The following is a 17379-nucleotide window of genomic DNA, read 5'->3' as shown; positions in this document are numbered from 1 at the left end:
CGCAGGCAAGCCGTGCTCCTACAAAGCAGAATCAGAACTGCGATTGCAGGTAATTCTCCAGACCAATCAACTTGATCAGACCCATCTGCTTTTCAAGCCAGTAGGTGTGGTCTTCTTCGGTGTCATGCAATTGAACCCGCAGCATCTCGCGGCTGACATAGTCCTTGTGCTGCTCGCAGAGCTCGATGCCCTTGCAGAGCGCGGCGCGGACCTTGTATTCCAGTCGCAGGTCAGCGGCGAGCATGTCCGGCACGGTAGTGCCGACATCAAGGTCGTCCGGACGCATGCGCGGCGTGCCTTCGAGCATCAGAATCCGACGCATCAGGGCATCAGCGTGCCCGGCCTCTTCTTCCATCTCGTGGTTGATACGTTCGTAGAGCTTGGTGAAACCCCAGTCCTCATACATCCGCGAATGGACGAAATATTGATCACGCGCCGCCAATTCGCCGGTCAGCAACGTGTTGAGGTAATCGATTACGTCTGGGTGGCCTTGCATCGCCCTACATCTCCCTGCTTGAAAGTCTGTAGTCTGAACCAAGCAGACTGTTTGGTCACTCTGCCTACGCGATAAAAGCGAAGATATTCTGAGAAAAGTGGTTTAAATAACGCAAAAACCGCCCTAATGAGGGCGGTTCTGCTTCTCGTTTAGACTTCGTTAAGCTGTACGCCCAACGCCTTTGCGATTGCTTCTCCATACGCCGGGTCGGCCTTGAAGAAGTGCTGTAGTTGACGATCAACCACGTCTCCGGAAACCCCTGCCATTGCACCAGCAATGTTGTTTATCAGCAGCGTTTTCTGCGCATCGCTCATCAGACGGAACAGCGCACCCGCGTGGCTGTAGTAGTCAGTATCATCGCGATGATCGTAACGATCGGCCGCACCACTCAGCGCCAGCGCTGGCTCTGCATAGCGAGGCGCTTGTTTCGGCGATTCGATGTAGCTGTTCGGCTCGTAGTTAGGTGTCGCACCGCCATTGCTGCCAAACGCCATCGAACCGTCGCGCTGATAGCTGTTCACCGGACTGCGAGGTGCGTTCACCGGCAGCTGCTGGTGGTTGGTGCCAATGCGGTAGCGGTGAGCATCGGCGTAAGCGAACACTCGACCTTGCAGCATGCGGTCAGGCGACAAACCGACACCCGGGACCATGTTGCTCGGCCCGAACGCCGCTTGTTCGACCTCAGCAAAATAGTTCTGCGGGTTGCGGTTAAGCTCCAACTCGCCCACTTCGATCAGCGGAAACTCTTTTTGCGACCAGGTCTTGGTCACGTCAAACGGGTTCTCGTAGTGCGCTGCGGCCTGAGCCTCGGTCATGATCTGGATGCACACGCGCCATTTCGGAAAATCACCGCGCTCGATCGCGCCGAACAGATCACGCTGTGCGTAATCGGGATCGGTACCAGCTAGGCGCGCCGCATCTGCCGGAGTCAGGTTTTTGATCCCTTGCTTGGTCTTGTAGTGCCACTTCACCCAGTGACGTTCGCCATTGGCGTTAATCAGACTGTAGGTGTGGCTGCCGAAGCCGTGCATGTGACGGTAGCCATCGGGGATGCCACGGTCCGAGAACAGAATGGTGACCTGGTGCAACGCCTCAGGTGAGTGCGACCAAAAGTCCCACATCATTTGCGCGCTTTTCAGATTGCTTTGCGGCAGACGTTTCTGGGTATGAATAAAGTCCGGGAATTTCAACGGATCGCGGATGAAGAACACTGGCGTGTTGTTGCCGACGATGTCCCAGTTGCCTTCTTCGGTGTAGAACTTCAGTGCGAAACCACGTGGATCGCGCTCGGTGTCAGCCGAACCACGCTCACCGCCCACGGTGGAAAACCGCAGGAAGGTTGGGGTTTGCTTGCCGACAGACTCAAACAGTTTGGCGCTGGTGTACTCGGTGATGTCCCGAGTTACGGTGAACGTGCCGTAAGCACCCGAACCTTTGGCGTGTACGCGGCGCTCAGGAATGTTTTCACGGTTGAAGTGGGCAAGCTTCTCGATCAGGTGAAAGTCGTCGAGCAGCAGTGGGCCACGAGGACCGGCGGAACGAGAATTCTGGTTATCAGCGACAGGAGCGCCACTGGCGGTGGTAAGGGTTTTATTTTGGCTCATACGATGTCTTCCTCTGTCAGTCTTTCCTACTGCCGGCTAATCGGCTGAGAGGGAGTATTGACCATCACCATGACACCATCAAATTCATTAAATTGTGAGAATCGATAGATAAATACTAATGAGGCTTTATCGCCTGGGCTTTTCGATACTTTTCGAGCGCGCACAAAAAACCGGGCACTAGGCCCGGTTCTTCGTTTCAGACTGACGTCTTACTCAGCGGATACAGCTTCACCACCGGCAGGACGATCAACCAACTCGACGTACGCCATAGGCGCGTTGTCGCCAGTGCGGAAACCGCACTTGAGGATGCGCAGGTAGCCACCCTCACGGGTAGCGTAACGCTTGCCCAGGTCGTTGAAGAGCTTACCAACGATAGCTTTCGAACGAGTACGGTCGAAAGCCAGACGGCGGTTAGCCAGGCTGTCTGTCTTGGCCAAAGTGATCAGCGGCTCAGCAACGCGACGCAGTTCTTTAGCTTTCGGCAGTGTAGTTTTGATCAGCTCGTGCTCGAACAGCGACACTGCCATGTTTTGAAACATGGCCTTGCGGTGCGAGCTAGTGCGGCTCAGGTGACGACCACTTTTACGATGACGCATGGTTCATTCCTTACCAAACACAACGTTCGGTGATTACGACGATCAGGCAGTCGCCTTGTCGTCCTTCTTAAGACTTGCAGGCGGCCAGTTGTCGAGGCGCATGCCGAGGGACAGACCGCGGGAGGCCAGAACGTCCTTGATTTCAGTCAAGGATTTCTTGCCAAGGTTCGGAGTCTTCAACAGCTCTACTTCGGTACGCTGAATCAGGTCACCGATGTAGTAGATGTTTTCCGCCTTAAGGCAGTTAGCCGAACGTACAGTCAGTTCCAGATCGTCAACCGGGCGAAGCAGGATCGGATCGATCTCGTCTTCCTGCTCGACAACCACTGGCTCACTGTCACCTTTGAGGTCGACGAACGCAGCCAACTGCTGTTGCAGAATGGTTGCAGCGCGGCGAATAGCCTCTTCAGGATCCAGAGTACCGTTGGTTTCCAGATCAATAACCAGCTTGTCCAGGTTAGTACGCTGCTCGACACGGGCGTTTTCCACCACGTATGCGATACGGCGAACCGGGCTGAACGAAGAGTCAAGCTGCAAGCGACCGATGCTGCGGCTTTCGTCTTCATCGCTCTGACGCGAGTCTGCCGGTTCATAACCACGACCACGAGCTACGGTGAGCTTCATGTTCAGGGCGCCGTTAGACGCCAGGTTAGCGATTACGTGATCGGGGTTAACGATCTCGACATCATGATCCAGCTGAATATCGGCAGCGGTAACCACCCCCGAACCCTTCTTCGACAAGGTCAGCGTAACTTCGTCACGGCCGTGCAGCTTGATAGCCAGACCTTTAAGGTTCAACAGGATTTCAATTACGTCTTCCTGTACACCTTCGATGGCGCTGTACTCATGGAGCACACCGTCAATCTCGGCCTCGACTACTGCGCAGCCGGGCATTGAGGACAACAGGATGCGGCGCAGCGCGTTGCCCAGGGTGTGGCCAAAACCACGCTCGAGAGGCTCGAGAGTGATCTTGGCGCGGGTTGGACTGACAACCTGCACATCAATATGGCGGGGTGTCAGGAACTCATTTACCGAAATCTGCATGGATGCACCTATTTTCTAGCCCTTACTTGGAGTAGAGCTCGACAATCAGGCTTTCGTTGATGTCGGCGGACAGATCACTGCGAGCTGGAACGTTCTTGAAAACGCCCGACTTCTTCTCAGTGTCTACTTCTACCCATTCTACGCGGCCACGTTGGGCACACAGATCGAGAGCTTGGACAATGCGAAGTTGGTTCTTTGCTTTCTCGCGAATCGCGACCACGTCACCAGCACGAACCTGGTACGACGGCACGTTTACGGTCTGACCGTTAACGCTTACGGATTTGTGCGATACCAGCTGACGGGATTCGGCACGAGTAGAGCCAAAACCCATACGGTATACAACGTTGTCCAGACGGCATTCGAGCAGTTGCAACAGGTTTTCGCCAGTTGCACCTTTCTTGCCAGCTGCTTCTTTGTAGTAGCCGCTGAATTGACGCTCGAGAACGCCGTAGATACGACGGACCTTCTGCTTTTCACGCAGTTGGGTGCCGTAATCGGACTGGCGACCGCGGCGTTGACCGTGGATACCAGGTGCTGCTTCAATGTTGCACTTCGATTCGATCGCGCGCACGCCGCTCTTCAGGAAGAGATCGGTGCCTTCGCGACGAGCGAGTTTGCATTTTGGACCAATGTAACGAGCCATTCTTTACAATCTCCTGGATTACACGCGGCGCTTCTTCGGCGGACGGCACCCGTTGTGCGGGATTGGCGTCACGTCGGTGATGCTGGCGATCTTGTAGCCACAGCCGTTCAAAGCGCGGACTGCAGATTCACGACCTGGGCCTGGACCTTTGACGTTGACGTCGAGGTTTTTCAGGCCGTATTCCAGCGCAGCTTGACCAGCACGTTCAGCAGCTACTTGAGCAGCAAACGGGGTGGACTTGCGGGAACCGCGGAAACCCGAACCACCGGAGGTAGCCCAGGAAAGAGCGTTACCTTGACGGTCGGTGATGGTCACGATTGTGTTGTTAAAAGACGCGTGGATGTGGGCGATGCCATCAACCACTGTCTTTTTGACTTTTTTACGAGGACGAGCAGCAGGTTTAGCCATGATTAATTTCCTGTCGATTCGCTGGGGCGATTACTTGCGGATCGGCTTACGCGGACCTTTACGGGTACGCGCGTTAGTCTTGGTACGCTGACCGCGTACTGGAAGACCACGACGATGACGCAGACCGCGATAGCAACCGAGGTCCATCAAACGCTTGATTTTCATGTTGATTTCGCGACGCAGGTCACCTTCAGTGGTGAACTTCGCCACTTCGCCACGCAGCTGTTCAATCTGCTCGTCGCTCAGATCTTTGATCTTTGCGGCTGGGTTTACCCCAGTCACTGCACAGATCTTCTGTGCAGTAGTGCGACCAACACCATAGATGTAGGTCAGCGAGATAACAGTATGCTTGTTATCTGGAATGTTAACGCCTGCAATACGGGCCATTCAGTGGGACTCCAATTGACAGCTACCTACGCCCCGGAAGCCAAGAAATAGGGCGCGAGATAATATCGCTGTAATAACAAATAATCAACCCGGTAGCGCACTAGCTACCGGGCTTGAAGCACAATCACACTCAGCCTTGGCGCTGTTTGTGACGCGGTTCCGCGCTGCAAATTACTCGAACAACACCTTCGCGGCGAATAATCTTGCAGTTACGGCACAGCTTTTTCACCGATGCACGAACTTTCATCACCAACTCCTCGAACCTTATGGGTACTCAGCGCAACATGCCGCTGCCGTAACCCTTCAGGTTGGCTTTCTTCATCAGGGATTCGTACTGGTGCGAAACGAGGTGCGATTGTACTTGGGACATGAAGTCCATCACAACCACGACGACGATCAGCAACGAGGTCCCGCCAAGGTAGAACGGTACGTTTGCTGCAACCACCAGGAACTGGGGCAGCAAGCACACGGCCGTCATGTAAAGAGCACCGAACATGGTCAAGCGAGTCAGAACGCCATCAATGTAGCGCGCAGACTGCTCACCTGGACGGATGCCCGGAATAAAGGCACCGGACTTCTTCAGGTTTTCCGCTACGTCTTTCGGATTGAACATCAACGCCGTATAGAAGAAGCAGAAGAAAATAATCCCTGCACTAAACAGCAGAATATTCAACGGCTGACCAGGAGCGATCGACTGCGAGATGTCCTGCAACCAGCCCATACCTTCAGACTGGCCGAACCAGGCACCCAACGAAGCCGGGAACAGCAAAATGCTGCTCGCGAAAATGGCCGGAATAACACCGGCCATGTTCACCTTCAGCGGCAAGTGGCTAGTCTGCGCAGCGAAGACCTTGCGGCCCTGCTGACGCTTGGCGTAGTGAACAGCAATACGACGCTGACCACGCTCAATGAACACCACGAAACCGATAATCGCTACTGCCAGCAAACCGATGGCAACCAGGGCGAAGATGTTGATATCACCCTGACGCGCAGACTCGAAAGACTGCCCGATCGCTCTCGGAAGACCGGCGACGATACCCGAAAAAATCAACATCGAGATACCGTTGCCAACACCACGCTCAGTAATCTGCTCACCCAGCCACATCATGAACATCGCACCAGCCACAAAAGTGGATACCGCGACGAAATGGAAGCCAAAGTCACCAGTGAACGCAACGCCCTGCCCCGCCAGACCAATGGACATGCCAATTGCCTGAACGAGAGCGAGAACGACAGTGCCGTAGCGGGTGTACTGGCTGATCTTGCGACGGCCAGCTTCACCTTCCTTCTTCAACTGTTCCAGCTGCGGGCTCACGGCGGTCATCAGCTGCATGATGATCGATGCCGAAATGTACGGCATGATCCCCAGTGCAAAGATGCTCATCCGTTCCAGCGCGCCGCCGGAAAACATGTTGAACAAGCTAAGAATGGTCCCCTCATTCTGTCGAAACAGGTCCGCGAGTCGGTCCGGGTTGATACCTGGAACCGGGATGTGTGCGCCTATTCGGTAGACGATAATCGCCAGGAACAGAAAACGCAGACGAGCCCAGAGTTCAGACATACCGCCTTTGCCGAGCGCAGAGAGAGCACCTTGCTTAGCCATTTATTCCTCGAACTTGCCGCCAGCTGCTTCGATAGCCGCACGCGCACCTTTGGTGGCGCCGATTCCCTTTCCGATGGTGACAGCGCGAGTAACTTCGCCGGACAGCATGATTTTCACACGCTGAACGTTGACGTTGATCACGTTGGCATCTTTCAAGGACTGCACGGTGACGATGTCGCCTTCCACTTTAGCCAGCTCGGACAAACGCACTTCTGCGCGATCCATGGCTTTCAGGGAAACAAAACCGAATTTCGGCAGGCGACGATGCAGCGGCTGTTGACCGCCTTCAAAGCCTGGAGCAATGGTGCCACCGGAGCGGGAGGACTGACCTTTGTGGCCACGGCCACCGGTCTTGCCCAAACCACTACCGATACCACGGCCCGGACGATGCTTTTCGCGACGGGAACCCGGCGCTGGACTCAGATCATTGAGTTTCATCGATTAACCCTCGACACGCAGCATGTAGTAAGCCTTGTTGATCATCCCGCGATTCTCGGGAGTATCAAGTACTTCTACAGTGTGACCGATGCGACGCAGACCCAGACCCTTAACGCACAATTTGTGGTTAGGGATGCGGCCGGTCATGCTTTTGATCAGCGTAACTTTTACGGTAGCCATGATCAGAAGATCTCCTTGACGCTTTTGCCACGCTTGGCGGCAATGGATTCAGGAGACTGCATAGCTTTCAAACCTTTGAAAGTGGCGTGAACCACGTTTACCGGGTTAGTCGAGCCGTAGCACTTGGCCAGAACGTTCTGAACGCCAGCAACCTCGAGGACAGCACGCATAGCGCCGCCAGCGATGATACCGGTACCTTCAGAAGCAGGCTGCATGTACACCTTCGAAGCGCCGTGACCGGACTTCATTGCGTACTGCAGAGTGGTGCCGTTCAGATCAACTTGGATCATGTTGCGGCGAGCAGCTTCCATTGCCTTCTGGATCGCAGCAGGCACTTCACGCGACTTGCCACGGCCGAAGCCAACACGCCCTTTACCATCACCAACCACGGTCAACGCGGTGAAAGTGAAGATACGGCCGCCTTTAACGGTTTTGGCTACGCGGTTAACTTGAACCAGCTTCTCGATGTAGCCTTCGTCGCGCTTTTGGTCGTTATTTGACATAACTTAGAACTCCAGCCCAGCTTCACGAGCAGCATCAGCCAGCGCCTTGACGCGGCCGTGGTACTTGAAGCCAGAGCGGTCGAAAGCCACCTGCGAGACGCCAGCGGCTTTAGCACGCGTAGCGACCAGCTGGCCAACCTTAGTGGCCGCGTCGATGTTGCCAGTGGCGCCATCACGCAGTTCTTTATCCAAAGTCGAGGCAGATGCCAGGACTTTGTTGCCGTCGGCCGAAATGACCTGGGCGTAAATGTGCTGCGACGAGCGGAACACGCAGAGACGCACGACTTCTAGTTCGTGCATTTTCAGGCGTGCTTTGCGAGCGCGACGCAGTCGAGTAACTTTTTTGTCGGTCATTTGCTATGCCCTACTTCTTCTTGGCTTCTTTACGACGGACGACTTCGTCCGCGTAGCGCACACCTTTGCCTTTGTACGGCTCTGGTGGACGGAAGTCGCGGATCTCGGCGGCCACTTGACCTACCAGCTGCTTATCGATACCCCGGATCAGGATGTCGGTTTGGCTAGGAGTCTCAGCGGTGATGCCTTCCGGCAGTTCATAATCCACTGGGTGCGAGAAGCCAAGAGCCAGGTTCAGCACTGTGCCTTTTGCTTGCGCTTTGTAACCAACACCGACCAGCTGGAGCTTGCGCTCGAAGCCTTGGCTTACGCCTTGGACCATGTTGTTTACCAACGCACGAGTGGTACCAGCCATTGCGCGAGTTTGTTGATCGCCATTGCGAGCAGCGAAACGCAGCTCACCAGCTTCTTCAACGATCTCAACGGACGAATGGATGTTCAGTTCGAGAGTGCCCTTGGCACCCTTCACCGAAAGCTGTTGGCCTGCGAATTTGACTTCGACACCGGCTGGCAGCTTAACGGGGTTCTTAGCGACGCGTGACATGCTTATCCCCCCTTAGAACACAGTGCAAAGAACTTCGCCGCCGACACCGGCAGCGCGCGCAGCACGATCCGTCATCACACCTTTGTTGGTGGAGACGATAGACACACCGAGACCGCCACGAACTTTTGGCAGATCATCGACGGACTTGTACTGACGCAGGCCTGGACGGCTAACGCGCTTCACTTCTTCGATGACCGGACGGCCTTCGAAGTATTTCAGCTCGATAGACAGCAGTGGTTTGATTTCGCTGCTGATCTGATAACCCGCAATGTAACCTTCGTCCTTCAGGACTTTGGCAACAGCTACCTTCAAAGTAGAAGATGGCATGCTTACGACGGACTTTTCAGCCATCTGGGCATTACGGATTCGAGTTAGCATGTCCGCTAACGGGTCCTGCATACTCATGGGCTAGACGCTCCTAATACAAAAAAATTAGCCTTGCGGCTACTACTTGTCGCCGAGCTCATCCATGCGGAAAAAGCACGGGCTCAGGCGAGCCGGGTATTCTAGACACACCCCACAAATGAATCAAGCCCCAAAAGGGGCTTGATTCAAGTTCAAGGTCACCGGTGGTCAGGATCTTGCGATCCCGAACACCGAGACTTTGATAGTGCTTACCAGCTGGCTTTAACCAGACCAGGTACGTCACCACGCATTGCAGCTTCACGCAGCTTGTTACGGCCAAGGCCGAACTTGCGGTAAACGCCGTGTGGACGACCGGTCAGGCGGCAGCGGTTACGCATGCGCGAGGCGCTTGCGTCACGTGGCTGCTTCTGCAGAGCTACTGTAGCTTCCCAACGCGCTTCTGGACTTGCGTTCAGATCAACGATGATAGCTTTCAGTGCTGCACGCTTCTTGGCGTACTTGGCAACCGTGAGCTGACGCTTCAGCTCGCGGTTTTTCATGCTCATCTTGGCCATTTTCCTACTCCAATCAGTTGCGGAACGGGAATTTGAAAGCACGCAACAGGGCGCGACCTTCATCATCGTTCTTGGCAGTGGTGGTCAGGGTAATGTCCAGACCGCGGAGAGCATCGATCTTGTCGTAGTCGATTTCCGGGAAGATGATCTGCTCTTTAACGCCCATGCTGTAGTTACCACGACCATCGAAGGACTTGGCATTCAGGCCGCGGAAGTCGCGAACCCGAGGCAGGGAGATCGACAGCAGACGATCCAGGAACTCGTACATACGCTCACGGCGCAGGGTCACTTTGACGCCGATCGGCCAACCTTCACGGACTTTAAAGCCAGCGATGGATTTCCGAGCGTAGGTCACAACGACTTTTTGGCCGGTGATCTTTTCCAGGTCGGCAACAGCATGCTCGATGACTTTTTTGTCACCGACCGCTTCGCCCAGACCCATGTTCAGGGTGATTTTTGTAACGCGTGGAACTTCCATCACGTTCGAAAGCTTAAGTTCTTCCTTAAGCTTCGGTGCGATTTCCTTCCAGTAAATCTCTTTTAGTCGTGCCATGGTCTTCTACCTAGCAGTGTTCAAGCATCAACCGCTTTTTGGGTCGACTTGAAGACACGAATTTTCTTGCCGTCTTCTACTTTGAAACCAACGCGGTCAGCCTTGTTGGTTTCGCCGTTGAAAATGGCGACGTTAGAAGCGTCCAGTGGAGCTTCTTTTTCGACGATACCGCCTTGTACGCCCGACGCCGGGTTAGGCTTGGTATGACGCTTAACCAGGTTCAGACCACCAATAACCAGACGGTTATTAGCGAGAACCTTAAGCACCTTACCGCGCTTACCTTTGTCTTTGCCGGCGATCACGATGATCTCGTCGTCACGACGAATCTTTTGCATGTCGGATCTCCTTACAGCACTTCTGGGGCGAGCGAGACGATCTTCATGAACTTCTCAGTACGAAGTTCACGGGTCACTGGCCCAAAGATACGGGTGCCGATCGGCTCTTGCTTGTTGTTCAGAAGAACAGCAGCGTTGCCATCAAAGCGGATAATGGAGCCATCAGCACGACGTACGCCGTGACGAGTGCGGACTACAACAGCAGTCATCACTTGGCCTTTTTTCACTTTACCGCGAGGAATTGCTTCCTTCACGGTAACTTTGATGATGTCACCGATACCAGCGTAACGACGATGGGAGCCACCCAGCACCTTGATGCACATAACACGGCGAGCGCCACTGTTATCGGCCACATCGAGCATGGATTGAGTCTGAATCATATAATTTCTCCGACCCCTAGTCCTTAGACTTCCACAGCGCGTTCGAGAACATCAACCAATGCCCAAGACTTGGTCTTGGCCAGCGGACGAGTTTCACGAATAGTGACTTTGTCGCCGATGTGGCACTGATTGGTTTCGTCGTGCGCGTGCAGCTTAGTCGAACGCTTAACGTATTTACCGTAGATCGGGTGCTTAACGCGACGCTCGATCAGAACGGTGATGGTTTTGTCCATCTTGTCGCTGACAACACGGCCAGTCAGCGTACGGACAGTTTTTTCGGCTTCAGCCATGATTACTTACCTGCCTGCTGGTTAAGCACAGTCTTCACGCGAGCGATGTCACGTTTAACTTGCGAGAGCAGATGAGACTGCCCCAACTGGCCAGTTGCTTTCTGCATACGCAGATTGAACTGGTCGCGCAGCAGGCCGAGCAGTTGCTCGTTCAGCTGCTGTGCGGATTTTTCACGAAGTTCATTCGCTTTCATCACATCACCGTCCGTTTAACAAAGGCGGTGGCGAGCGGCAGCTTTGCAGCAGCCAGGGCAAAAGCCTCACGCGCCAGCTCTTCAGTAACACCCTCGATTTCATACAGGACTTTGCCTGGCTGAATCTGGGCAACCCAGTACTCCACACTACCCTTACCTTTACCCATCCGAACTTCGAGTGGCTTTTTGGAAATAGGCTTGTCCGGGAATACACGGATCCAGATCTTGCCGCCACGTTTAACGTGACGGGTCAGAGCACGACGCGCTGACTCGATCTGACGAGCGGTGAGACGACCACGAGCTACAGACTTCAGCGCGAACTCGCCGAAGCTGACTTTGCTACCGCGCTGAGCCAGACCACGGTTGTGGCCTGTCATCTGCTTGCGGAACTTCGTACGCTTTGGTTGCAACATTTGGCGTACCCCTTACTTAGCAGCTTTTTTACGAGGCGCTGGTGCTTGTGGCTTCAGTTCTTCTTGGCGACCACCAATTACTTCGCCTTTGAAGATCCAAACCTTTACACCGATCACACCATAAGTGGTGTGAGCTTCGTAGTTGGCATAGTCGATGTCGGCACGCAGGGTGTGCAGTGGCACACGACCTTCGCGATACCATTCAGTACGTGCGATTTCAGCACCGCCGAGACGACCGCTCACTTGGATTTTGATGCCTTTGGCACCAATGCGCATGGCGTTCTGTACAGCGCGCTTCATAGCGCGACGGAACATTACGCGACGCTCCAGCTGCTGAGCTACGCTCTGCGCAACCAACATACCGTCGAGCTCCGGCTTGCGGATTTCTTCGATATTGATGTGCACAGGCACACCCATTTGTTTGGTCAGGTCCTGACGCAGTTTCTCAACATCTTCACCTTTCTTCCCGATAACGATACCTGGACGAGCGGTGTGGATGGTGATACGTGCAGTTTGAGCCGGACGATGGATATCGATACGGCTTACGGACGCGCTTTTTAGTTTGTCTTGGAGATACTCACGCACCTTCAGATCAGCGAACAAATAGTCCGCATAAGTCCGACCGTCTGCGTACCAGACGGAGGTGTGCTCCTTGACGATTCCCAGGCGAATGCCAATGGGATGTACTTTCTGACCCATCTCTTCGACTCCGTTACTTGTCAGCAACCTTGACAGTGATATGGCAAGACCGCTTGACGATGCGATCAGCACGGCCTTTGGCACGTGGCATGATTCGCTTCAGCGAACGCCCTTCGTTGACGAAAACGGTGCTGACTTTAAGGTCATCAACGTCTGCGCCTTCGTTATGCTCGGCGTTGGCTACGGCCGACTCCAGCACTTTCTTCATGATCTCGGCGGCTTTCTTACTGCTGAAAGCCAACAGGTTGAGCGCTTCGCCCACCTTCTTCCCGCGGATCTGGTCGGCGACCAAGCGGGCTTTCTGGGCGGAGATTCGAGCGCCCGACAACTTAGCGGCTACTTCCATCGTTCCTTACCCCTTAACGCTTGGCTTTCTTGTCTGCCACGTGCCCACGATATGTGCGGGTACCGGCAAACTCGCCCAGTTTGTGGCCGACCATGTCTTCGTTCACGAGAACTGGAACATGTTGACGACCGTTATGAACTGCAATGGTCAAACCGACCATTTGTGGCAGGATCATCGAACGACGCGACCAGGTTTTAACTGGTTTGCGATCGTTCTTTTCCGCCGCCACTTCGATCTTCTTCAGTAGGTGAAGATCAATAAAAGGACCTTTTTTCAGAGAACGTGGCACTGTCGTATCCCTCTATTTACTTGCGACGACGGACGATCATTTTGTCGGTACGCTTATTACCACGAGTCTTCGCGCCCTTAGTCGGGAAGCCCCATGGCGATACCGGATGACGACCACCAGAGGTACGACCTTCACCACCACCATGTGGGTGGTCAACCGGGTTCATGGCAACACCACGAACGGTTGGGCGAACGCCACGCCAGCGTTTGGCACCAGCTTTACCCAGCGAACGCAGGCTGTGCTCGGAGTTCGAGACTTCACCCAGGGTCGCGCGGCATTCAGCCAGCACTTTACGCATCTCACCAGAACGCAGACGCAGGGTCACGTAGACACCTTCACGAGCGATCAGCTGAGCCGAAGCACCAGCGGAACGAGCGATTTGTGCGCCTTTACCTGGCTTCAATTCGATGCCGTGTACGGTGCTACCAACTGGAATGTTACGCAGTTGCAGAGCGTTGCCCGGCTTGATCGGTGCCAGGGCACCTGCGATCAGCTGGTCGCCAGCACTCACGCCTTTAGGGGCGATGATGTAGCGACGCTCGCCATCTGCGTACAGCAGCAGAGCGATGTGAGCAGTACGGTTTGGATCGTATTCAATACGCTCGACAGTGGCAGAGATGCCATCTTTGTCGTTGCGACGGAAATCGACCAGCCGATAATGCTGCTTATGGCCACCACCGATGTGACGAGTGGTAATACGACCATTGTTGTTACGACCACCAGTCTTCGATTTTTTCTCGAGCAGCGGTGCGTGAGGAGCGCCTTTATGCAGCTCCTGGTTGACCACCTTGACCACAAAACGGCGGCCAGGGGAAGTCGGTTTGCATTTAACGATTGCCATGATGCACCCCTTCCTTACTCAGCACTGCTGCTGAAATCGAGATCTTGGCCTGGCTGAAGGGAGATAACTGCCTTCTTCCAGTCATTACGCTTGCCCAGACCGCGAGCAGTGCGCTTGCTCTTACCCAGAACATTCAGGGTAGTAACACGCTCTACTTTCACGCTGAACAGGCTTTCGACGGCCTTCTTGATTTCCAGCTTGGTTGCGTCAGTTGCAACCTTGAAAACGAACTGGCCTTTCTTGTCAGCCAGAACCGTAGCCTTCTCGGAAACGTGCGGGCCAAGCAGAACTTTAAATACGCGTTCCTGGTTCATCCCAGCAGCTCCTCGAATTTCTTCACGGCCGACACGGTGATCAACACCTTGTCGTATGCGATCAGACTAACTGGATCGGAACCTTGCACGTCACGTACATCAACGTGTGGCAGGTTACGAGCAGCCAGGTACAGGTTCTGATCAACCACTTCAGACACGATCAAGACGTCAGTCAGGCCCATGCCGGTCAGTTTGTTCAGCAGATCTTTGGTCTTCGGTGCATCAACAGCGAAGTCCTGAACCACAACCAGACGATCAGTACGCACCAGCTCAGCAAGGATGGAACGCATTGCTGCGCGATACATCTTCTTGTTCAGCTTCTGGGTGTGATCCTGAGGACGAGCTGCGAAAGTGGTACCGCCGCCACGCCAGATTGGGCTACGGATAGTACCGGCACGAGCACGGCCAGTACCTTTCTGACGCCATGGGCGCTTACCGCCACCACGAACGTCGGAACGGGTCTTTTGCTGCTTGCTACCTTGACGGCCGCCGGCCATGTAGGCCACGACTGCTTGGTGAACCAGCGTCTCGTTGAATTCGCCGCCAAATGTCAGTTCGGAAACTTCGATCGCTTGAGCGTCATTTACATTTAATTGCATGTCAGCTTCCCCTTAACCGCGAGCCTTGGCTGCTGGACGTACAACCAAGTTGCCGCCAGTAGCGCCAGGAACAGCGCCCTTGACCAACAACAGATTGCGTTCAGCGTCCACGCGCACTACTTCGAGGGACTGCACGGTCACGCGCTCAGCGCCCATATGACCGGACATTTTTTTGCCCTTGAATACACGACCAGGAGTCTGGCACTGGCCGATAGAGCCTGGAACGCGGTGGGATACGGAGTTACCGTGGGTATTATCTTGCCCGCGGAAATTCCAACGCTTGATCGTACCCTGGAAGCCTTTACCTTTGGATTGACCGGTTACATCAACCAGTTGACCAGCAGCGAAGATTTCAGCGTTGATCAGATCGCCGGCCTGGTACTCGCCTTCTTCAAGACGGAATTCCATTACGGTACGACCAGCGGCAACGTTCGCTTTAGCGAAGTGGCCAGCTTGAGCAGCTGTAACACGCGAAGCACGACGCTCGCCTACAGTGACTTGCACTGCACGATAGCCATCGGTCTCTTCAGTTTTGAACTGGGTGACGCGATTCGGTTCGATCTCAATGACCGTGACCGGAATGGAGACACCTTCTTCGGTGAAAATACGGGTCATACCGCATTTACGACCGACTACACCAATAGTCATGTTGTAAACCTCATGAGTGTACGGGGCTTTCACCCGCTATGGCCGCCCATTTCAGAGCGTTACACGACTAAGACCGAGTCTTAGCCGAGGCTGATCTGCACTTCCACACCGGCCGCAAGATCAAGCTTCATAAGAGCATCAACGGTTTTATCCGTTGGCTGGACGATGTCCAGAACGCGCTTATGAGTACGGATCTCATACTGGTCACGCGCGTCTTTGTTGACGTGCGGGGAGACCAGAACGGTGAACCGCTCTTTACGGGTAGGCAGTGGAATTGGACCACGCACTTGAGCACCAGTACGTTTCGCGGTTTCCACGATTTCCTGGGTGGATTGGTCGATCAGGCGATGGTCAAAAGCCTTCAACCTGATACGGATTTGCTGATTTTGCATTGGATTTCAGACTCCGGCTGCTATTCCCAGCGAGCGCAATACGCCCGTTAAAAGGAGGCGCAATTCTATAGACGGGCTACTACAGTGTCAACCCAATAAAAAAGCCCCCGCTAGGCGGGGGCTTTTTCAAGTCATCACTTATTAAGCGATGATTTTGGCTACGACGCCAGCGCCGACGGTACGACCGCCTTCACGAATAGCGAAACGCAGACCATCTTCCATTGCGATGGTTTTGATCAGGGTGACAACCATTTTGATGTTGTCGCCTGGCATTACCATTTCAACGCCTTCCGGCAGTTCGCAGTTACCGGTCACGTCAGTGGTCCGGAAGTAGAACTGTGGACGGTAGCCTTTGAAGAACGGAGTGTGGCGACCGCCTTCTTCTTTGCTCAACACATACACTTCAGCTTCGAAGGTAGTGTGCGGCTTAACCGAACCTGGCTTGACCAGAACCTGGCCACGCTCAACGTCGTCACGCTTGGTGCCGCGCAGCAGCACGCCGCAGTTCTCGCCAGCACGACCTTCGTCGAGCAGCTTACGGAACATTTCAACACCGGTGCAGGTGGTGACGGTAGTGTCACGCAGACCAACGATTTCCAGTGGATCCTGAACCTTGACGATACCGCGCTCGATACGGCCAGTTACAACAGTACCGCGACCGGAGATCGAGAATACGTCTTCGATTGGCATCAGGAACGGCTTGTCGATAACACGAACTGGATCTGGGATGTAGCTGTCCAGAGTTTCTACCAGACGCTTAACAGCGGTGGTACCCATTTCGTTGTCGTCTTGGCCGTTCAGGGCCATCAGAGCCGAACCAATGATGATCGGAGTGTCATCACCTGGGAAGTCGTAAGTGCTCAGCAGATCGCGCACTTCCATCTCAACCAATTCCAGCAGCTCAGCGTCGTCAACCATGTCAGCCTTGTTCAGGAAGACAACGATGTACGGAACGCCAACCTGACGGGACAGCAGGATGTGCTCACGGGTTTGTGGCATCGGACCATCAGCGGCCGAGCAAACCAGGATAGCGCCGTCCATCTGGGCAGCACCGGTAATCATGTTCTTCACATAGTCAGCGTGACCTGGGCAGTCAACGTGAGCGTAGTGACGGATCGCCGAGTTGTATTCAACGTGTGCGGTGTTGATGGTGATACCGCGAGCCTTTTCTTCCGGAGCGCTATCGATTTTGTCGAAAGCAACAACAGCCGAACCGAAAACTTCGGAGCAGACGCGAGTCAGAGCAGCGGTCAGCGTGGTTTTACCGTGGTCGACGTGACCGATGGTGCCAACGTTGACGTGCGGGAGGGTACGGTCAAATTTTTCTTTAGCCACGACAATTAACTCCTAGCCTAAAGGGGCTGAT

The 17379-nt window shown here is 54.4% G+C and carries 31 protein-coding genes; all 31 read right to left on the bottom strand.

Translation table 11 applies throughout. From position 1 onward, the window contains the following. Positions 1-31: 31 nt before the first annotated feature. Positions 32-496, bottom strand: a complete 465-nt coding sequence (gene bfr, locus KGB03_RS12295; protein ID WP_076029558.1) for a bacterioferritin — start codon at positions 494-496, stop codon at positions 32-34. 149 nt (positions 497-645) lie between these two features. After that, positions 646-2100 carry a catalase gene (locus tag KGB03_RS12290; protein WP_223527176.1) on the bottom strand — a complete coding sequence of 485 codons (1455 nt, stop codon included), beginning with the start codon at positions 2098-2100 and terminating at the stop codon, positions 646-648. Positions 2101-2309: 209 nt separating this feature from the next. Then, positions 2310-2696, bottom strand: a complete 387-nt coding sequence (gene rplQ / locus KGB03_RS12285) for a 50S ribosomal protein L17 (protein WP_008145500.1) — start codon at positions 2694-2696, stop codon at positions 2310-2312. 42 nt (positions 2697-2738) lie between these two features. Next, on the bottom strand, positions 2739-3740 hold the full coding sequence (locus KGB03_RS12280; RefSeq protein WP_003186012.1) for a DNA-directed RNA polymerase subunit alpha: 1002 nt from the start codon (positions 3738-3740) through the stop codon (positions 2739-2741). 22 nt (positions 3741-3762) lie between these two features. Next, positions 3763-4383 carry a 30S ribosomal protein S4 gene (gene rpsD, locus KGB03_RS12275; RefSeq protein WP_003210056.1) on the bottom strand — a complete coding sequence of 207 codons (621 nt, stop codon included), beginning with the start codon at positions 4381-4383 and terminating at the stop codon, positions 3763-3765. 18 nt (positions 4384-4401) lie between these two features. Continuing rightward, on the bottom strand, positions 4402-4791 hold the full coding sequence (rpsK, locus tag KGB03_RS12270; RefSeq protein ID WP_002555466.1) for a 30S ribosomal protein S11: 390 nt from the start codon (positions 4789-4791) through the stop codon (positions 4402-4404). Positions 4792-4821: 30 nt separating this feature from the next. Continuing rightward, entirely contained in the window at positions 4822-5178 is a 357-nt protein-coding gene (rpsM, locus tag KGB03_RS12265; protein ID WP_003186020.1) for a 30S ribosomal protein S13, read from the bottom strand. A 130-nt stretch (positions 5179-5308) separates the two neighbouring features. After that, complete coding sequence (gene rpmJ, locus KGB03_RS12260) at positions 5309-5425, bottom strand: 50S ribosomal protein L36 (RefSeq protein WP_002555468.1); 117 nt, start codon at positions 5423-5425, stop codon at positions 5309-5311. Positions 5426-5452: 27 nt separating this feature from the next. Continuing rightward, a complete protein-coding gene (gene secY, locus KGB03_RS12255; RefSeq protein ID WP_003228718.1) occupies positions 5453-6781 on the bottom strand; it encodes a preprotein translocase subunit SecY in 1329 nt (442 codons plus the stop codon). Then, positions 6782-7219 (bottom strand): 50S ribosomal protein L15, encoded by a 438-nt coding sequence (gene rplO, locus KGB03_RS12250; protein ID WP_007896782.1) that lies wholly within the window; start codon positions 7217-7219, stop codon positions 6782-6784. Positions 7220-7222: 3 nt separating this feature from the next. Next, positions 7223-7399: a 50S ribosomal protein L30 gene (gene rpmD / locus KGB03_RS12245; RefSeq protein WP_003186033.1), complete on the bottom strand. Its 177-nt coding sequence runs from the start codon at positions 7397-7399 to the stop codon at positions 7223-7225. Positions 7400-7401: 2 nt separating this feature from the next. Further along, positions 7402-7902 carry a 30S ribosomal protein S5 gene (gene rpsE, locus KGB03_RS12240; RefSeq protein ID WP_007943782.1) on the bottom strand — a complete coding sequence of 167 codons (501 nt, stop codon included), beginning with the start codon at positions 7900-7902 and terminating at the stop codon, positions 7402-7404. 3 nt (positions 7903-7905) lie between these two features. Then, positions 7906-8256, bottom strand: coding sequence for a 50S ribosomal protein L18 (gene rplR / locus KGB03_RS12235; protein ID WP_003186037.1), 351 nt, complete (start codon positions 8254-8256; stop codon positions 7906-7908). Between the two features lie 10 nt (positions 8257-8266). Then, positions 8267-8800: a 50S ribosomal protein L6 gene (gene rplF / locus KGB03_RS12230; protein ID WP_007896774.1), complete on the bottom strand. Its 534-nt coding sequence runs from the start codon at positions 8798-8800 to the stop codon at positions 8267-8269. A gap of 12 nt (positions 8801-8812) precedes the next feature. Then, the gene (gene rpsH / locus KGB03_RS12225) at positions 8813-9205 is read right to left on the bottom strand and encodes a 30S ribosomal protein S8 (protein WP_003186040.1); all 393 of its coding nucleotides are present in this window, start codon (positions 9203-9205) and stop codon (positions 8813-8815) included. A gap of 209 nt (positions 9206-9414) precedes the next feature. After that, positions 9415-9720, bottom strand: a complete 306-nt coding sequence (gene rpsN, locus KGB03_RS12220; protein ID WP_003176414.1) for a 30S ribosomal protein S14 — start codon at positions 9718-9720, stop codon at positions 9415-9417. A 13-nt stretch (positions 9721-9733) separates the two neighbouring features. After that, positions 9734-10273: a 50S ribosomal protein L5 gene (gene rplE / locus KGB03_RS12215; RefSeq protein WP_003176415.1), complete on the bottom strand. Its 540-nt coding sequence runs from the start codon at positions 10271-10273 to the stop codon at positions 9734-9736. Positions 10274-10293: 20 nt separating this feature from the next. Beyond that, positions 10294-10608, bottom strand: a complete 315-nt coding sequence (gene rplX, locus KGB03_RS12210) for a 50S ribosomal protein L24 (RefSeq protein WP_008145498.1) — start codon at positions 10606-10608, stop codon at positions 10294-10296. Between the two features lie 11 nt (positions 10609-10619). Further along, entirely contained in the window at positions 10620-10988 is a 369-nt protein-coding gene (rplN, locus tag KGB03_RS12205; RefSeq protein WP_002555479.1) for a 50S ribosomal protein L14, read from the bottom strand. A 23-nt stretch (positions 10989-11011) separates the two neighbouring features. Then, a complete protein-coding gene (rpsQ, locus tag KGB03_RS12200; RefSeq protein WP_003176419.1) occupies positions 11012-11278 on the bottom strand; it encodes a 30S ribosomal protein S17 in 267 nt (88 codons plus the stop codon). A gap of 2 nt (positions 11279-11280) precedes the next feature. Beyond that, positions 11281-11472, bottom strand: a complete 192-nt coding sequence (rpmC, locus tag KGB03_RS12195; protein ID WP_002555481.1) for a 50S ribosomal protein L29 — start codon at positions 11470-11472, stop codon at positions 11281-11283. Then, positions 11472-11885, bottom strand: a complete 414-nt coding sequence (gene rplP, locus KGB03_RS12190) for a 50S ribosomal protein L16 (protein WP_008145497.1) — start codon at positions 11883-11885, stop codon at positions 11472-11474. Before rplP ends, rpmC begins: the two co-directional genes overlap by 1 nt. 12 nt (positions 11886-11897) lie before the next feature. After that, complete coding sequence (rpsC, locus tag KGB03_RS12185; RefSeq protein WP_003176422.1) at positions 11898-12584, bottom strand: 30S ribosomal protein S3; 687 nt, start codon at positions 12582-12584, stop codon at positions 11898-11900. A 13-nt stretch (positions 12585-12597) separates the two neighbouring features. Then, positions 12598-12930, bottom strand: coding sequence for a 50S ribosomal protein L22 (gene rplV / locus KGB03_RS12180; RefSeq protein WP_003103908.1), 333 nt, complete (start codon positions 12928-12930; stop codon positions 12598-12600). A gap of 13 nt (positions 12931-12943) precedes the next feature. Beyond that, on the bottom strand, positions 12944-13219 hold the full coding sequence (gene rpsS / locus KGB03_RS12175) for a 30S ribosomal protein S19 (RefSeq protein WP_002555486.1): 276 nt from the start codon (positions 13217-13219) through the stop codon (positions 12944-12946). 16 nt (positions 13220-13235) lie between these two features. After that, the gene (gene rplB / locus KGB03_RS12170; RefSeq protein WP_003176423.1) at positions 13236-14060 is read right to left on the bottom strand and encodes a 50S ribosomal protein L2; all 825 of its coding nucleotides are present in this window, start codon (positions 14058-14060) and stop codon (positions 13236-13238) included. A gap of 14 nt (positions 14061-14074) precedes the next feature. Then, the gene (gene rplW / locus KGB03_RS12165; protein WP_002555488.1) at positions 14075-14374 is read right to left on the bottom strand and encodes a 50S ribosomal protein L23; all 300 of its coding nucleotides are present in this window, start codon (positions 14372-14374) and stop codon (positions 14075-14077) included. After that, positions 14371-14973, bottom strand: a complete 603-nt coding sequence (rplD, locus tag KGB03_RS12160; protein ID WP_007896707.1) for a 50S ribosomal protein L4 — start codon at positions 14971-14973, stop codon at positions 14371-14373. Before rplD ends, rplW begins: the two co-directional genes overlap by 4 nt. A gap of 12 nt (positions 14974-14985) precedes the next feature. After that, positions 14986-15621 (bottom strand): 50S ribosomal protein L3, encoded by a 636-nt coding sequence (rplC, locus tag KGB03_RS12155; RefSeq protein WP_003186059.1) that lies wholly within the window; start codon positions 15619-15621, stop codon positions 14986-14988. Between the two features lie 80 nt (positions 15622-15701). Beyond that, positions 15702-16013 carry a 30S ribosomal protein S10 gene (gene rpsJ / locus KGB03_RS12150; RefSeq protein ID WP_003186070.1) on the bottom strand — a complete coding sequence of 104 codons (312 nt, stop codon included), beginning with the start codon at positions 16011-16013 and terminating at the stop codon, positions 15702-15704. A gap of 141 nt (positions 16014-16154) precedes the next feature. Continuing rightward, positions 16155-17348, bottom strand: coding sequence for an elongation factor Tu (gene tuf, locus KGB03_RS12145; protein WP_111451228.1), 1194 nt, complete (start codon positions 17346-17348; stop codon positions 16155-16157). Positions 17349-17379: the final 31 nt, after the last annotated feature.

This window comes from Pseudomonas sp. BF-B-26 (assembly GCF_019956495.1).
Taxonomy (GTDB): Bacteria; Pseudomonadota; Gammaproteobacteria; order Pseudomonadales; family Pseudomonadaceae; genus Aquipseudomonas.
The sequence above is the reverse complement of the archived record's forward strand: the minus strand, read 5'-3'. Positions and strand labels throughout refer to the sequence as shown.

Bases quoted from the DNA above. Each gene is read 5' to 3' on its own strand.
- bfr (WP_076029558.1), bottom strand. From the start codon at position 496: ATGCAAGGCCACCCAGACGTAATCGATTACCTCAACACGTTGCTGACC.
- KGB03_RS12290 (WP_223527176.1), bottom strand. From the start codon at position 2,100: ATGAGCCAAAATAAAACCCTTACCACCGCCAGTGGCGCTCCTGTCGCT.
- rplQ (WP_008145500.1), bottom strand. From the start codon at position 2,696: ATGCGTCATCGTAAAAGTGGTCGTCACCTGAGCCGCACTAGCTCGCAC.
- KGB03_RS12280 (WP_003186012.1), bottom strand. From the start codon at position 3,740: ATGCAGATTTCGGTAAATGAGTTCCTGACACCCCGCCATATTGATGTG.
- rpsD (WP_003210056.1), bottom strand. From the start codon at position 4,383: ATGGCTCGTTACATTGGTCCAAAATGCAAACTCGCTCGTCGCGAAGGC.
- rpsK (WP_002555466.1), bottom strand. From the start codon at position 4,791: ATGGCTAAACCTGCTGCTCGTCCTCGTAAAAAAGTCAAAAAGACAGTG.
- rpsM (WP_003186020.1), bottom strand. From the start codon at position 5,178: ATGGCCCGTATTGCAGGCGTTAACATTCCAGATAACAAGCATACTGTT.
- rpmJ (WP_002555468.1), bottom strand. From the start codon at position 5,425: ATGAAAGTTCGTGCATCGGTGAAAAAGCTGTGCCGTAACTGCAAGATT.
- secY (WP_003228718.1), bottom strand. From the start codon at position 6,781: ATGGCTAAGCAAGGTGCTCTCTCTGCGCTCGGCAAAGGCGGTATGTCT.
- rplO (WP_007896782.1), bottom strand. From the start codon at position 7,219: ATGAAACTCAATGATCTGAGTCCAGCGCCGGGTTCCCGTCGCGAAAAG.
- rpmD (WP_003186033.1), bottom strand. From the start codon at position 7,399: ATGGCTACCGTAAAAGTTACGCTGATCAAAAGCATGACCGGCCGCATC.
- rpsE (WP_007943782.1), bottom strand. From the start codon at position 7,902: ATGTCAAATAACGACCAAAAGCGCGACGAAGGCTACATCGAGAAGCTG.
- rplR (WP_003186037.1), bottom strand. From the start codon at position 8,256: ATGACCGACAAAAAAGTTACTCGACTGCGTCGCGCTCGCAAAGCACGC.
- rplF (WP_007896774.1), bottom strand. From the start codon at position 8,800: ATGTCACGCGTCGCTAAGAACCCCGTTAAGCTGCCAGCCGGTGTCGAA.
- rpsH (WP_003186040.1), bottom strand. From the start codon at position 9,205: ATGAGTATGCAGGACCCGTTAGCGGACATGCTAACTCGAATCCGTAAT.
- rpsN (WP_003176414.1), bottom strand. From the start codon at position 9,720: ATGGCCAAGATGAGCATGAAAAACCGCGAGCTGAAGCGTCAGCTCACG.
- rplE (WP_003176415.1), bottom strand. From the start codon at position 10,273: ATGGCACGACTAAAAGAGATTTACTGGAAGGAAATCGCACCGAAGCTT.
- rplX (WP_008145498.1), bottom strand. From the start codon at position 10,608: ATGCAAAAGATTCGTCGTGACGACGAGATCATCGTGATCGCCGGCAAA.
- rplN (WP_002555479.1), bottom strand. From the start codon at position 10,988: ATGATTCAGACTCAATCCATGCTCGATGTGGCCGATAACAGTGGCGCT.
- rpsQ (WP_003176419.1), bottom strand. From the start codon at position 11,278: ATGGCTGAAGCCGAAAAAACTGTCCGTACGCTGACTGGCCGTGTTGTC.
- rpmC (WP_002555481.1), bottom strand. From the start codon at position 11,472: ATGAAAGCGAATGAACTTCGTGAAAAATCCGCACAGCAGCTGAACGAG.
- rplP (WP_008145497.1), bottom strand. From the start codon at position 11,885: ATGTTGCAACCAAAGCGTACGAAGTTCCGCAAGCAGATGACAGGCCAC.
- rpsC (WP_003176422.1), bottom strand. From the start codon at position 12,584: ATGGGTCAGAAAGTACATCCCATTGGCATTCGCCTGGGAATCGTCAAG.
- rplV (WP_003103908.1), bottom strand. From the start codon at position 12,930: ATGGAAGTAGCCGCTAAGTTGTCGGGCGCTCGAATCTCCGCCCAGAAA.
- rplB (WP_003176423.1), bottom strand. From the start codon at position 14,060: ATGGCAATCGTTAAATGCAAACCGACTTCCCCTGGCCGCCGTTTTGTG.
- rplW (WP_002555488.1), bottom strand. From the start codon at position 14,374: ATGAACCAGGAACGCGTATTTAAAGTTCTGCTTGGCCCGCACGTTTCC.
- rplD (WP_007896707.1), bottom strand. From the start codon at position 14,973: ATGCAATTAAATGTAAATGACGCTCAAGCGATCGAAGTTTCCGAACTG.
- rplC (WP_003186059.1), bottom strand. From the start codon at position 15,621: ATGACTATTGGTGTAGTCGGTCGTAAATGCGGTATGACCCGTATTTTC.
- rpsJ (WP_003186070.1), bottom strand. From the start codon at position 16,013: ATGCAAAATCAGCAAATCCGTATCAGGTTGAAGGCTTTTGACCATCGC.